The following is a 13,173-nucleotide window of genomic DNA, read 5'->3' as shown; positions in this document are numbered from 1 at the left end:
GCGCAGGATGCGTTGTTTTTCGGGCGATTCACGGCTATGTCAGACCGGAGATTTGGAGGAGGCCACGCCTTGCGCGACTTGAAACTGCCCGACCAGCGCCACCCGGAGAAAGCCCGCAAGCCTGTGCAGGCGCAGCCCAAGAAACCCGACTGGATTCGCGTCAAGGCGCCGGGCGGGGCAGCCTATGCCGAAACCCACAGGATCATGCGCGAGCACAAGCTGGCGACCGTCTGCGAGGAAGCGGGCTGCCCGAATGTCGGCGAATGCTGGAGCCAGGGTCACGCCACCATGATGATCATGGGCGAGATCTGCACGCGCGGCTGCACATTCTGCAATGTGGCGACCGGGCGCCCCGATACGCTGGATATTTTCGAGCCGGGGCGCGTGGCCGATGCGGTCGCCAAACTGGGGCTGAAACATGTGGTGATCACGAGCGTTGACCGCGATGATCTGGAGGACGGGGGTGCCGAGCATTTCGCCCAGACCATCCGCGCGGTGCGCCATCGCGCGCCCGGCACGACAATCGAGATCCTGACGCCGGATTTCCTGAAATGCGCCCCTTCGGCGCTGGAAACGGTCGTGGCGGCAGGGCCTGATGTGTTCAATCACAATCTGGAAACCGTGCCGGGGCTATATCCGGAAGTGCGCCCCGGTGCGCGCTATTTCCACAGCCTGCGGCTGTTGCAACGGGTGAAGGAACTCAATCCGATGATGTTCACCAAATCCGGCATCATGGTAGGGCTGGGCGAGGACCGGCAGGGCGTGTTGCAGGTCATGGATGACATGCGCGCCGCAGATGTGGATTTCATCACCATCGGGCAATATCTGCAACCGACGCCGCGCCATCACCGGGTGGATCGGTTCGTCACGCCCGATGAGTTCAAAGCCTATGAGAAAGCCGCCTGGGGCAAGGGGTTCTCGATGGTCTCGGCCACGCCGCTGACGCGATCAAGCTATCATGCGGGCGATGATTTCACGCGGCTGCGGGAGGCGCGGCAGGCGGCTTTGGCCTGATCCGCCGGCCTCTCGCCGGACGCGATCGCGGGGGCCTCCGGCGGGAGTATTTGGGGCAAGAAAATGAGGCAGGGTCGTGCATTCTGCCTGCGCGGGCGCTAAGAGAGGCGCGAAGCTTGAGTCTGGAGCCACTGCCATGAGTTTTTCCCGTGCCATCAAGATCGCGCCCTCGATCCTTGCGGCGGATTTCGCCAATTTCGGGGCCGAGTGCCGCGCTGTGGAAGAGCAGGGCGCGGATTGGGTGCATGTCGATGTGATGGACGGGCATTTCGTGCCCAATATCACTTTCGGCCCTGCGACCTGCGCCGCCATCCGGCCGCATATCAAGGGCGTGATGGATGTGCATCTGATGATCGCGCCGGTGGACCCCTATATCGAGGGGTTTGCGAAAGCGGGCGCGGATGTGATCACCGCGCATATGGAAGCCGGGCCGCATATTCACCGCACGCTTCAGGCCATCCGCGCGAGTGGGGCGAAGGCGGGGCTGGCGCTGAACCCCGGCACCGGGCTCGATGGGGTGGAGAACCTGCTGGAGCTGCTGGATCTGGTCTGTGTGATGACGGTCAATCCGGGTTTTGGCGGGCAGGCATTCATCGATATGACCGACAAGGTGCAGCGTCTGCGGGCGATGATCGGGGCACGGCCCATTCATATCGAGATTGATGGCGGCATCACGCCCGAGACCGCGCCGGTCATGGCGCGTGCCGGCGCGGATGTGCTGGTCGCGGGATCGGCGGTGTTCAAGGGCGGATCGGTGTCTGATCCGGCCCCCTATGGCGCGAATATCCGCAGCATCCGGGCCGCGGCAGAGGGCGCAATCGGGGTCGCGGTGTGATCCGCGCGGTTGTCTTTGATCTGGACGGCACGCTGATTGATTCGGCCCCGGATATCTGCCGCGCGGCCAATCAGGTGCTGGAGGGCGAGGGGCTGCCGCTGATCACCTTCGAGCAGACGCGCGGCTTTGTCGGGCGCGGCGCGCGGGTCTTTGTCGAGCGGATGGAACTGGCGGTGGCCGGGGCCAATGATCCGTTGCGCACCGCGCATCTGCATGCGCGGTTCCTGCATTTCTACGAGCGCGCGCATGAGGCCACGCAGATCTATCCGCATGTGGTCGAGGTGCTGGAGCGCTTGCGCGGGCAGGGGCTGCAGCTGGGGCTGTGTACGAACAAACCCTTGCGGCCCACCCGGGCGGTGCTGGCGCATCTGGGCTGGGACACGCTCTTTGACGCGGTGATCGGGGGCGACAGCCTGCCGGTTGCGAAGCCCGATCCCGCGCCGTTGCTGGCGGTGCTGGAGCGGATGGGGCTGGGCCTGCCCGAGATCGCCTATATCGGCGACAGCGAGACCGATGCCGAGACAGCCCAACGCGCGCAGGCGCGGTTCGGGCTCTATACCGAGGGCTATCGGAAGGCCGCGCCGGAGACGCTGTATCATCAGTTCCGGTTCAGCGATTACCGGGAATTGCCGGAGTTGCTGCATGGCTGAGCCACGCCGCCCGCTGCCACCGCCCCTGCCGATGCCGAAACCGGGGCTGTGGCGGCGCACGCCGCCTGCGATCTTTCCCCCGATCATGGGGCTTTTCGGGCTGGGGCTGGGCTGGCGGGCGGCAGCCCCGGCCTTTGGGCTGTCGCCTGCGATCAGTGATCTGATCCTTGGGGCGGTGGCGCTGCTCTTTGGTTTTGCGCTGGTCGCATGGCTGGCCAAACCCCTGCGCCGCCCCTCGGTCGTGGTGGAGGAATTGCGCGTGTTGCCGGGGCGTGCCGGGCTGGCAGCTGCCTCGCTGAGCCTGATGCTGCTGGCGGCGGCATTGGCGCCCTTTGCGACCGGCCTCGCGCGCGGTCTGGCGGTGCTGGCGTTCAGCCTGCATGTCGGGCTCCTGGCGGTGCTGATCCATGTGCTGCGCTCCGGGCCGCCCCAGGGGCGGGTGGTCACACCGATCTTTCATCTGACCTTTGTGGGCTTCATCATCGGCGGTGTCGCGGCCAATGCACTGGGAGAGCATGAGATCGCGCGCTGGCTTTTGTGGTCGATGCTGCTCCCGGCAGGGGTGATCTGGGGGATTTCTGCGCGGCAGTTGCTGCGCGCCCTGCCACCGGCACCGCTGCGGCCGCTGCTGGCCATTCATCTGGCCCCGGCGAGCCTGTTCACGATTGTCGCGCATGGGGCGGGGATGCAGGCGGCGGCGCAGGGTTTCCTTGCGCTCGCGGTTGCGATCCTTGCAGCGCTCCTGCTGTCGCTGCGCTGGCTGGTGGCAGGCGGGTTCTCTGCGCTCTGGGGGGCCTTCACCTTTCCGCTGGCGGCGGTCGCGACAGCGCTGATCCTCGTGTCGCAGGGCGCGGGCGTGGCGGGCTGGATCGGGGGCTTTCTGCTCGCCTTTGGCACGCTCTTCATCCCGGTGATCGCCTACCGTATCCTGAAGCTCTGGGCAGGTGGCATGCTGGCGGTCAAGACCAATGCGGCCGAAGCGTGAGAGGGGTTTTCTTTTCTCCCCGGACGTGAAAAGGGAAAGCGCCAAGCGATCCACCCCAGAAGGAGCATGCCCATGCAGATTCGCGAGGCGCTGACCTTTGATGATGTGCTGCTGGTTCCCGCAGCCTCATCCGTGCTGCCCAATCAGGCCGACACATCGACCCATGTCACCAAAACCATCCGGATGAACATTCCGCTTCTGTCCTCGGCCATGGACACAGTGACCGAGGCGCGCATGGCGATTGCCATGGCGCAGATGGGCGGGATCGGGGTGATCCACCGCAATCTGGATGTGGAGGCACAGGCGCAGGAAGTCCGGCGCGTGAAGCGGTTCGAATCCGGCATCGTGTTTGATCCGATCACCCTGACGCCGGATCAGACGCTGCTTGATGCGAAAGAACTGCAGGCGCGCTACAATGTGACCGGCTTTCCGGTAGTTGATGAGGCGGGGCGCGTCCTTGGGATCGTGACCAATCGCGACATGCGCTTTGCATCCGATGATGCGACGCCGGTCCGCGTGATGATGACGCAGGACAATCTCGCGGTGCTGCGCGAACCGGCGGACCGCGACGAGGCGCGTTCGCTGATGCAGGCGCGGCGGATCGAGAAGCTGCTGGTCACGGACGGGCAGGGGCGGCTGACCGGGCTGCTGACGCTGCGCGATATTGACCGGGCGGTGCTGAACCCCTCGGCCTGCAAGGATGATCTGGGGCGGCTGCGGGTGGCGGCGGCCTCGACCGTGGGCGATGCAGGCTATGAGCGGTCGATGGCGCTGATCGATGCGGGCGTCGATCTGGTGGTGATCGACACGGCGCATGGGCATTCCGAAGGCGTCGCCAAGGCGGTCGAGCGGATCAAATCCGCGTCGAACGCGGTGCAGGTGATCGCGGGCAATGTGGCGACGGGCGACGCGACCCGCGCGCTGATCGATGCAGGTGCGGATGCGGTCAAGGTGGGGATCGGGCCGGGCTCGATCTGCACCACGCGGGTTGTGGCCGGTGTGGGCGTGCCGCAGCTGACCGCGATCATGGATTGCGCCGAGGCCGCAGGCGATGTGCCAATCATCGCCGATGGCGGCATCAAGCTCTCGGGTGATTTCGCCAAGGCCATCGCGGCGGGGGCAAGCTGCGCGATGGTGGGCAGTGCGATTGCCGGGACCGATGAGGCGCCGGGCGAGGTGATCCTCTATCAGGGCCGCAGCTACAAGAGCTACCGGGGCATGGGCAGCCTTGGCGCGATGGCGCGGGGCTCTGCGGACCGGTATTTCCAGAAGGATGCCGCCAGCGACAAGCTGGTGCCCGAGGGGATCGAGGGGCAGGTGCCCTATAAGGGCGCGGTGGGCACGGTGCTCTATCAGATGGTCGGCGGTCTGCGCGCGGCGATGGGCTATACGGGCAACGCGACCGTCGCGGATATGCGCAAGGGCTGCCAGTTCGTGCGCATCACCAATGCCGGGCTGAAGGAAAGCCATGTCCATGATGTGCAGATCACGCGGGAAAGCCCGAATTACCGGATCGGCTGATGCCCATCCTTGACGGGCTGACGCTGTTCGGCGACCCGGCCACGCTGATCGCAGCGTTGATTGCCGTGTTTCTGGTCGGCCTGTCGAAAGGCGGGCTGGGCGGCGCTTTCGCGCTGATGGGCGTGCCGATCCTGTCGCTGGTGATGTCGCCGGTGCAGGCGGCGGCGCTGTTACTGCCGATCCTGCTGATGATGGACGGGATCAGCCTCTGGGCCTGGCGGGGCTGGTTTGACCGGGCGACACTCCTGCATCTGCTGCCGGGCGCCGTGGTGGGCATCGCGCTTGGCTGGGCGACGGCGGCCTATACGTCAGAGGCCGTGGTGCGGCTGATGGTGGGGCTGGTGGCGCTTGGCTTTGTCGCGCGGATGTGGCTGGCGCGGGGCGGCGGCCGGGCGCAGGGGCAAAGCTGGGCGCGCGGTGGTTTCTGGGGGATGGGCGCGGGCTTCACGAGTTTCGTGGCCCATGCGGGCGGCCCGCCGTTTCAGGTCTATGTGCTGCCGCTCCGGTTTGACCCCAAGGTCTATACCGGGACGAGCGTGATCTTCTTTGCGGTGGTCAATCTCATCAAGCTGGGCCCCTATGCGGCGCTGGGGCAGTTCGACCGGGTGGTGCTGGTCTCGGCCTTTGCCATGCTGCCGCTGGCGGTGGTGTCAACTTTGCTGGGGGCGTGGATCATCAAGCGGATGCGGGCCGAGGTGTTCTATCCGCTGATGTATGGCATGATCGCGCTGGTGGGGGTGAAGCTGGTGTGGGATGCTGTGGGGGCGTTGCTGGGGTGAGGGGGCTGGAGCCCAGTCCGGCCACTCGTGGCGAATGCGGCGGACCGCCGGTCCAGCCTCAAAGCCGACGCCGCCGTCCTTCAGATCCCGTTCATAGATCCACATCAAGCTGAGCTGTGGAAAATGAACTAAATGGATCGTGCTTCGCCCAAAAACCTTTTAGCCTAAACCTTCCATATTTCCCCCCGCGCTAGCTCAGAGATGCGTTGAGTATTGGCTCTGATAATTACTTCATCTAATTTATCAACACCATCAAACACACCAGGCAGCTTATACCCCCTACTTTCGAGAATTCTCTTCTTTTCTTTAAAGTTATTTGTGGAGAGCATTTCATTTGTCTTCTGGTCAACAAGAATCAAGTTTCCTATTTGACCTACGATCAAATGATCTTCATCCGATTTAGAATTGGATTGTGGAATAAGGTGCTCGATTGTGAGATCATCAGTTTCGCCAATAAATGGCTGACCTTCAAAAATAGCGACCTTCCTAAGGATATACTGAACGAGAGCCTTTTGTGATGAGTGTTTATTTGTAAAGATCACCTGTTCAAAACCCACATCAAACTCTGATGCTGACACCTCCCGTTCTTGCAATTTAGATACAAGATCAGCAATGACATTCGCGGCCTCCCCACTGTCACTGCACTCAAAAATCTGGCGTCCAAATGAAGAGTACATTCCTGAAATTCCACCGGATGACCGAGAGGAAGTGATAGCATTGAACGCGAAGTGGAATATTTCAATATTCGAAAGTGCATTTCTAAGTGACTTGTACTTAATAACCTTGTCTCGATAAGCTCGAATTAAAGATAGAAGACCCGGCGCTGGCTGGACGACTTTGAAGGTTCGAAGTGCCTTAAGCGACCTCGCCGCTTCTTTTTCAGATTTGGACCAGAGGTATTCAGTGTCAAAAATTGATCGCCACTGTTCAGAGTCGGATAAAAATCGGTCAAGATGAGATTTCGCATTCTTTTTGTTGACCCGATCCTTCACCTTCTGGAAGGTCTTAGCTTTGGTGACAAAGTCGTAGCGAGACTGCCATGAGTGAACGATGAAGGTATCAGGGTCTAGCTGTATCGGGGAGCTCTTGATGGTATCTTGAACTCTAGCCCACTTTTCTTTTACCTGGTCTACTTCGCTAGCGGCGCGAATGAGCTTGGCGAAATGGTTCCTCAAAAGGTCTGCTAACGCTAAGTCCTTCCCGCGCGTATTCAGAGTCTCAAAAATCAGATATGCGTCATCTTCGTTATCCAAAGTAACAAGTATCAAGTTGAGGTCAAAAACGGTATCACGTAGCGTAGATAGCCAAGCAATTGCGTCTTTTTGATTGTCTTCAGTACTTTGCTCCTTGTTCTCAAGGTACTCGGATAATTTTCCCGCAATGTTATGCTTGAATATATCATATGCCCGCTGAATGGCTTCCTCTTCCCGTCCGATTTCGAAAGGAACTTCAGCAGCATCACTTTTCAGAACTTCCTCTTGTAGAAATGGGAAAGAAGACTCAGTCTTGAGAACATAAACAGTCTTGTTTTCTCGGTCTTTCTGCTCAATGTAGGCTTGCAAACCATCTGCTAGATCAAGACGATCAAGACCTTTGAACGCTTCGCGAATTGCACAAAGTAGAATTGTGATAGTTGTCAACCGTTGCTGCCCATCCACAACAGCTAACGTCGAGCGCTCAATCTTATAAACAACCATAGCTCCGATGAAATAAGCTTCGGTCATGTTCTCAATAACATCTGACCAGAAAGCCGAGACGTGATCTGGCTCCCACGAGTATTCTCGCTGAAAGCGCGGAATGAGGAAAATATTCCCTTTCAAAAGTTCATCTATTCGTTTGTCTTGGGACTCAATTTTCATTCTAGCTCACCTCTTTCTCCGCTAACCTAGGTTAGCGGTCAGCCAAAATGTTAGCAATAGCCGGATGCAAGCAGACGCTTAGCCGAGCAAAAGTAAGCTGCCGCAATCGGCAAGCAGCTTATCGCCTTGTGGCCACATTCACTACCAAAGCTTTCCGAGGTCTGCACTGCGTACTGCTGTCGTTCGTAGTCGCCGCAGGGAGCAGAGTGTCACCGCCATCCACGTCGGTGATGCGGCAATTGCGAGCAGATTTTGCGCAGTTGAAGCGAATGGCAGAAAAGTCCCGCAAAGCCGCCCCTCACACCGGGTTCACCAGCCCGCGCCCCTCCAGATGCGCGATGGCGTTCTCGACCGCCATCAGCCCCATTTCCTCGCGCACATCCAAAGCCGCGGTGCCCAGATGCGGCAGCAGCACCACATTCTCCATCTTGCGCAGCGCCTCGGGCACTTTCGGCTCGAACTCATAGACATCCAGCCCCGCGCCGCCGATCTGGCCCGCTTGCAGGGCGGCGACAAGGGCTGTTTCCTCGACCACATCGCCGCGCGCGATATTGATCAGATGCGCATGCGGGCGCATGGCGGCGAGTTCGCTCGCGCCCACCAGATGCCGTGTTTCCGGCCCGCCCGGCACCGCGAGGACGACGCAATCGGACGCGGCCATCAATTCCATCAGGCTGCCCACCTGCCGCGCGGGCAGATCAAGCGTTTTGGCCGAGCGGTTGTGATAGATCACCTCCATCCCCAGCCCGTAATGCGCGCGGCGCGCAATCGCCTGCCCGATCCGGCCCATGCCGATGATGCCGCAGGTCTTGCCGCCCAGATGCAGGCCCAGCATCTGCGTCGGGTGCCAGCCGGTCCATTTGCCCGAGCGCACCAGACGCTCGCCTTCGCCTGCGCGCCGTGCGGTCATCAGCATGAGCATCAGCGCGATATCGGCGGTGGCTTCGGTCACAGCGCCCGGCGTGTTGGTAACGGCAATCCCGGCGGCGCGGGCCGCGGTCACATCGATATGATTGTAGCCCACGCCGAAATTGGCGAGCAGACGGCAGCGCGCATCCGCCATGCCGTCAAACACCTCGGCGGTGAAAAGATCGCCCAGCGTCGGGATCACCACGTCATAGAGCACCAGCGCCGCGCGCATCTCACCCTTTTTCAAGGGCGTGTTCTGCTCGCGCAGGGTGACGTTGAAATGCGCTTTTGCGCGCTCCAGCACGCGGTCGGGCATGGGGCGGGTGATGAAGAGTTCCATCGGGTGCCTTTCCTAATGCATCCGCGCGCCAAGCGGCACGTCATGGTCGGGGGCAAGCAGCGAGATGCGGCCCTGATCGTCAGAGGCGCCAAGGACCAGCACTTCAGAGCGGAACGGGCCGATCTGGCGGGGCGGGAAATTCACCACCGCCATGACCTGCCGCCCGATCAGCGCCTCGGGGGAGTAGAGCGTGGTGATCTGGGCCGAGGATTTCTTCTCTCCGATCTCGGGGCCGAAATCGATCCAGAGCTTGATCGCGGGTTTCTTCGCCTCGGGGAAGGGTTCGGCACGGATCACACGGCCCGCGCGGATATCGACCCTCAGAAAATCGTCAAAGCTGATCGTGCTCATGCCGAGAGTTCCTTCGAGCGGTCGGTCGCCGCCTTGATCGTGCGGGCCATCAGCGGGGGCAGGTCGGGCATCAGCACATCAAGCGCCGCCGCCGTGGTCCCGTTGGGGCTGGTCACGTTGATACGCAACTGTTCGGCGGAGTCGTCTGACGCGGCGGCAAGCTGGCCTGCGCCGATCACGGTCGCGCGGGCAAGCTGCATGGCGAGATCCGGGGCCAGCCCCTGCGCCACGCCTGCCTGCGCCATGGCTTCGATCATATGGAAGACATAGGCCGGACCAGAGCCGGAGAGGCCGGTCACGGCGTCCATCTGCGACTCGCTCTCCAGCCGGACAGTCTGGCCGACAGCCGCAAGCAGTGCTTCGGCCACGGTCATCTGCTCCTCTGACACATGCGCATTGCCGATCAGCGCCGTGATGCCCGCACCGACCGCCGCCGGGGTGTTGGGCATGGCGCGGATGATCGGCGTCTGCCCCCCGAGCGCGTCGGAAAACCGTGCCATCGTGGTGCCTGCGGCGATGGAGATAAACAGGGTGGCGCCATTGCCCAAGGCCTGCAGCGCGGGCAGGGCGTCGCCCATCATCTGCGGTTTCACGGCGACAATCGCCACCGCAGGCGCAGGGGGCAGGGCTGTATTGAGCGCGACGCCAGTGCCGCGCAGCCAGTCCGAGGGGTTGGGTTCTATCACATGGATACTGGGCGCGGGCACGCCCCGCGCCAGCCATCCGGCGAGCATGGCAGAGCCCATCTTGCCGCAGCCCAAGAGCACCATGCCGTCACGGGCAATCCTGTCGAAATCCATGCCAAGCCCCCTTTCTTGTTCTTGACCCCTTGATGCGCGCGGCGCGCGTGGGGGTCAAGAGGGGGCGCGGCTCATGCGCGACCGACCGCCTCGGCCAGGGCCATGCGCAGCGCGTCTTCGGGCGTGTGATCGGCCCATGCGACAAGCTGGAAGGCGGGGTAGAAGCGTTCTGCGGCCATGAGCGCAGAGCGGATCATGCGCTCGATCTGGTCGATCCCGGCGGGCTGGTCCTCGCTGAGCAGAAGCCCGTAGCGCCAGACCATCAGACGCTGGCTGTCCCAGAAGCTGAAACCGCCTGACCAGACCATGTCATTGGCGCGGTTCAGCGTCTCATAAAGCGCAGGCATGGCCGCTTCGGGCGGGTCCATCTCGAAAGTGCAGACCAGCCGCAGCATGTTGTCATGAGGGTCCAGCGCAAGCGTCACCGAATAGGTGCGCCATTGCCCCTCGACCGCCATGGCGATCTGGTCATCATTCATGCGGTCGAAATCCCAAGCGTGATGCTCGGCCAGGGTTTCAACCATGTCGATCGGGTGCAGGCTGTCGGAGGAAAGATAGAACTCGGCTGCTGACATATCTGCCTCTTTGCGTTGCCTGTGTCCTGATCCCCAAGACACAGAGGAAGACCGCTACACGTTTGCGCCTCTTGCCGTGCGCTTACTAGATATGGTGTGATCAAACAATGCGGCTGTAAAGGAAAAACTTGCGCCCGCCGCAGAAAACTGGGGATAACTGTGCCCCCGTGGTCCGGTTTTGTGCTGTTCCTTTCCTTCGCGCCGGGGCTTTCCTTGTCCACAGCGCGGTCGAAGCCGCACTGTCGGGATGATCTGGCCCCGGGCAGGATGTTCCATATTTGTTCGTAATTGGCAAGTCCCCGCGCAATGCGCAGGGGTTGTTGCCAAACCATGTGCAGGCCGTCCGGGGCTTTGCTATGGTCGTGAAAACAGCACCCTGACATGTGCTCTGGAAGAAAGGACCGATCCCATGCGCGCCATGATCATGACCGCCAGCCTCGTTGCCCTGATGGCCTGTCAAACCCAGATCCCCGAGGAAGAAACTACGGCGCAAGTCTGCATCGCCGACGAATTGCAGGCCTTTGTCGGCCAGCCCGTGTCGGCCATGTCGCTGGATAATCTGCCCGAGCCTGTGCGCGTGATCGCGCCCGATACGGCGGTCACGATGGATTACCGCGAGGACCGGCTGAATATCGAACATGACGACGGCCAGATCATCACGCGAATCTACTGCGGCTGACGATCCGGGGTTTTCTTGCGCGCAAAACAGGTTAGGTTGCGCAGGACCACGGTATCCAGAGGCAGCTAATGAAGAAACGCAAGCTCGGCCAGTCAGACCTGCTGGTGTCGGACTATTGTCTGGGCACAATGACCTATGGCAGCCAGACCGACGAATCCGACGCCCATCGCCAGCTTGACATGGCCTTTGATGCCGGGGTGAATTTCCTTGATGCGGCAGAGATGTACCCGGTCAATCCGGTGCGCCTGGAGACCGCCGGGCGCACCGAAGAGATTGTCGGACGCTGGATCGCGGCGCGCAGGCCCGAGGGACTGGTGGTCGCGACCAAGATCACCGGGGCGGGTTCGAATGCCGTCAAGGATGGCGCGCCGATCACGGCAGAGCGGATGCGCGCAGCGGTCGAGGGCTCGCTAAGGCGGTTGCAGATCGATTGCATCGATATCTATCAGTTGCACTGGCCCAATCGCGGCTCCTATCATTTCCGCAAGAGCTGGAGTTTTGATCCCTCCGGTCAGAATCGCGAAGCGACATTGGCGCATATGCGCGAGATCCTGACCTGTGCCGCGGATCTGATCGCCGAGGGCAAGATCCGCCATATCGCGCTGTCGAATGAAAGCGCATGGGGGCTGGCAAACTGGCTGCATCTGGCGCAAAGCGAGGGCTTGCCGCGCGTCCTGAGCCTACAGAACGAATATTCGCTGCTCTGCCGGAGCTTCGATCTGGACCTGTCCGAAGCCTGCTGGAACGAAAACGTGCCGCTGCTGGCCTTTTCGCCACTGGCAGCGGGGCTGCTGACCGGCAAATATGCAGGCAATGTCACGCCCGAGGGATCGCGACGTGAGAGGAACCCGGATCTGGGTGGGCGCATCACCGGGCGCGTTTTTGAGGCGGTCTCGGGCTATCTGGCCATTGCCAATGAATTCGGGCTCGATCCGGTGCATATGGCGGTGCAATGGACGCTGACGCGCCCGGCACCCACGCTGCCGATCATCGGGGCCACGACCTCGGATCAGCTTGCACATCTGCTGAAAGGGGTGGATGTGGTGATCACGCCAGAGATCCGCGCCACTATCGACCGGATGAACCGCGCCATGCCGATGGTCTATTGACGCCGCTTTGCCAAGGGTGAGCGATCCCATGCTGTTTGACACGATCGAGGCCGTGCTGTTCGACAAGGACGGCACATTATTCGACTTCTCCGCCAGTTGGTCCGGCTGGGCGCAAACAGTGCTGGGGGCGCTCGCACCGGGTGATCCCGCGCTGCGGGCAGCGCTGGCCGATGCGCTGAAATTCGATCTCGGGGCAGGCCGGTTTGACCCGGCCTCGCCGGTGATCGCGGGGACGCTCGACGAATCGGCAGCACTGCTTTTGCCGCTTCTGCCGCAGATGCCGCGCGCGAGGCTTATCGATTTCCTGCTAGATACTGCCGCCGAGGCCGAGATGGTCCCGCCTGTGCCGCTGGTGCCACTGCTCGACCGGCTGGCGGGGCAGGGGCTGGTGCTGGGGGTGGCCACGAATGATGGCGAGGCGCCTGCGCACGTGCATCTGGAGCGGGCGGGCATCCGCGAGCATTTTGCCGAAGTGCTGGGCTATGACAGCGGCTATACGCCCAAACCCGCGCCTGACATGTTGCTGGGTTTTGCCGCGCGCACCGGCATCGCGCCTGCGCGGGTGGTGATGGTGGGCGACAGCACCCATGATCTGATCGCAGGCCGCGCGGCGGGCATGGCCACGGTGGCCGTGCTGACGGGGCTGGCCGATGCCGCGACGCTCGCCCCCCATGCCGATAGGGTCCTGCCCGATATCAGCCATCTGCCGGACCTGTTGCGCCGCGCCTGATCTGGCCGTTCCGCCCGCGCTGTTTTCGTCCCTGTGG

14 protein-coding genes are annotated in these 13,173 nt (G+C 62.0%); 9 read left to right on the top strand and 5 right to left on the bottom strand.

Annotated features, from left to right (window positions below; all coding sequences use genetic code 11):
* Window positions 1-69 precede the first annotated feature (69 nt).
* The 6 genes from lipA (at window position 70) to BG457_RS17930 (ending at window position 5,784) form a co-directional block, all read left to right on the top strand.
* The gene (lipA, locus tag BG457_RS17955; RefSeq protein WP_071799105.1) at window positions 70-1,014 is read left to right on the top strand and encodes a lipoyl synthase; all 945 of its coding nucleotides are present in this window, start codon (window positions 70-72) and stop codon (window positions 1,012-1,014) included.
* 136 nt (window positions 1,015-1,150) lie between these two features.
* A complete protein-coding gene (gene rpe, locus BG457_RS17950; RefSeq protein WP_071799103.1) occupies window positions 1,151-1,849 on the top strand; it encodes a ribulose-phosphate 3-epimerase in 699 nt (232 codons plus the stop codon).
* Window positions 1,846-2,499: a phosphoglycolate phosphatase gene (gene gph, locus BG457_RS17945; RefSeq protein ID WP_071799101.1), complete on the top strand. Its 654-nt coding sequence runs from the start codon at window positions 1,846-1,848 to the stop codon at window positions 2,497-2,499. The genes rpe and gph overlap by 4 nt, the downstream gene beginning before the upstream one ends.
* Complete coding sequence (locus BG457_RS17940) at window positions 2,492-3,484, top strand: TDT family transporter (protein ID WP_071799099.1); 993 nt, start codon at window positions 2,492-2,494, stop codon at window positions 3,482-3,484. The genes gph and BG457_RS17940 overlap by 8 nt, the downstream gene beginning before the upstream one ends.
* A 72-nt stretch (window positions 3,485-3,556) precedes the next feature.
* Entirely contained in the window at window positions 3,557-5,005 is a 1,449-nt protein-coding gene (gene guaB, locus BG457_RS17935) for an IMP dehydrogenase (RefSeq protein WP_071799097.1), read from the top strand.
* Window positions 5,005-5,784 carry a sulfite exporter TauE/SafE family protein gene (locus BG457_RS17930; RefSeq protein WP_071799094.1) on the top strand — a complete coding sequence of 260 codons (780 nt, stop codon included), beginning with the start codon at window positions 5,005-5,007 and terminating at the stop codon, window positions 5,782-5,784. The genes guaB and BG457_RS17930 overlap by 1 nt, the downstream gene beginning before the upstream one ends.
* Before the next feature lie 164 nt (window positions 5,785-5,948).
* Here BG457_RS17930 and BG457_RS17925 read toward each other — a convergent pair whose 3' ends face one another.
* From BG457_RS17925 to BG457_RS17905, 5 genes are all read right to left on the bottom strand, one after another.
* Window positions 5,949-7,643: a DUF262 domain-containing protein gene (locus BG457_RS17925; protein ID WP_071799092.1), complete on the bottom strand. Its 1,695-nt coding sequence runs from the start codon at window positions 7,641-7,643 to the stop codon at window positions 5,949-5,951.
* 298 nt (window positions 7,644-7,941) lie between these two features.
* A complete protein-coding gene (locus tag BG457_RS17920; protein WP_071799091.1) occupies window positions 7,942-8,892 on the bottom strand; it encodes a 2-hydroxyacid dehydrogenase in 951 nt (316 codons plus the stop codon).
* Window positions 8,893-8,904: 12 nt separating this feature from the next.
* Complete coding sequence (locus BG457_RS17915; protein ID WP_071799089.1) at window positions 8,905-9,243, bottom strand: tRNA-binding protein; 339 nt, start codon at window positions 9,241-9,243, stop codon at window positions 8,905-8,907.
* Window positions 9,240-10,043, bottom strand: coding sequence for a pyrroline-5-carboxylate reductase (gene proC / locus BG457_RS17910; protein WP_071799086.1), 804 nt, complete (start codon window positions 10,041-10,043; stop codon window positions 9,240-9,242). Before proC ends, BG457_RS17915 begins: the two co-directional genes overlap by 4 nt.
* 71 nt (window positions 10,044-10,114) lie before the next feature.
* Window positions 10,115-10,618, bottom strand: a complete 504-nt coding sequence (locus BG457_RS17905) for a type III secretion system chaperone family protein (RefSeq protein ID WP_071799084.1) — start codon at window positions 10,616-10,618, stop codon at window positions 10,115-10,117.
* A 409-nt stretch (window positions 10,619-11,027) separates the two neighbouring features.
* Between BG457_RS17905 and BG457_RS20370 the strand changes: the two genes are divergently transcribed.
* The 3 genes from BG457_RS20370 to BG457_RS17890 all read left to right on the top strand — a co-directional run bounded on the left by BG457_RS20370 (window position 11,028) and on the right by BG457_RS17890 (window position 13,136).
* Entirely contained in the window at window positions 11,028-11,297 is a 270-nt protein-coding gene (locus tag BG457_RS20370; protein WP_071799082.1) for an I78 family peptidase inhibitor, read from the top strand.
* Between the two features lie 68 nt (window positions 11,298-11,365).
* Window positions 11,366-12,406, top strand: a complete 1,041-nt coding sequence (locus BG457_RS17895; protein WP_071799080.1) for an aldo/keto reductase — start codon at window positions 11,366-11,368, stop codon at window positions 12,404-12,406.
* Between the two features lie 28 nt (window positions 12,407-12,434).
* Complete coding sequence (locus BG457_RS17890; RefSeq protein ID WP_071799078.1) at window positions 12,435-13,136, top strand: HAD family hydrolase; 702 nt, start codon at window positions 12,435-12,437, stop codon at window positions 13,134-13,136.
* Window positions 13,137-13,173 lie beyond the last annotated feature (37 nt).

The sequence above is a fragment of the Natronohydrobacter thiooxidans genome (genome assembly GCF_001884735.1).
GTDB lineage: Bacteria > Pseudomonadota > Alphaproteobacteria > Rhodobacterales > Rhodobacteraceae > Roseinatronobacter > Roseinatronobacter thiooxidans_A.
Note: the sequence above shows the minus strand (reverse complement) of the source record. Positions and strands in the feature narration are given on the sequence as shown.

Excerpts from the sequence above, each read along its gene's own strand:
- BG457_RS20370 (WP_071799082.1), top strand. The coding sequence starts at position 11,028 with ATGCGCGCCATGATCATGACCGCCAGCCTCGTTGCCCTGATGGCCTGT.
- rpe (WP_071799103.1), top strand. The coding sequence starts at position 1,151 with ATGAGTTTTTCCCGTGCCATCAAGATCGCGCCCTCGATCCTTGCGGCG.
- proC (WP_071799086.1), bottom strand. The coding sequence starts at position 10,043 with ATGGATTTCGACAGGATTGCCCGTGACGGCATGGTGCTCTTGGGCTGC.
- BG457_RS17895 (WP_071799080.1), top strand. The coding sequence starts at position 11,366 with ATGAAGAAACGCAAGCTCGGCCAGTCAGACCTGCTGGTGTCGGACTAT.
- BG457_RS17925 (WP_071799092.1), bottom strand. The coding sequence starts at position 7,643 with ATGAAAATTGAGTCCCAAGACAAACGAATAGATGAACTTTTGAAAGGG.
- BG457_RS17915 (WP_071799089.1), bottom strand. The coding sequence starts at position 9,243 with ATGAGCACGATCAGCTTTGACGATTTTCTGAGGGTCGATATCCGCGCG.
- BG457_RS17940 (WP_071799099.1), top strand. The coding sequence starts at position 2,492 with ATGGCTGAGCCACGCCGCCCGCTGCCACCGCCCCTGCCGATGCCGAAA.
- guaB (WP_071799097.1), top strand. The coding sequence starts at position 3,557 with ATGCAGATTCGCGAGGCGCTGACCTTTGATGATGTGCTGCTGGTTCCC.
- BG457_RS17920 (WP_071799091.1), bottom strand. The coding sequence starts at position 8,892 with ATGGAACTCTTCATCACCCGCCCCATGCCCGACCGCGTGCTGGAGCGC.
- BG457_RS17890 (WP_071799078.1), top strand. The coding sequence starts at position 12,435 with ATGCTGTTTGACACGATCGAGGCCGTGCTGTTCGACAAGGACGGCACA.
- BG457_RS17930 (WP_071799094.1), top strand. The coding sequence starts at position 5,005 with ATGCCCATCCTTGACGGGCTGACGCTGTTCGGCGACCCGGCCACGCTG.
- BG457_RS17905 (WP_071799084.1), bottom strand. The coding sequence starts at position 10,618 with ATGTCAGCAGCCGAGTTCTATCTTTCCTCCGACAGCCTGCACCCGATC.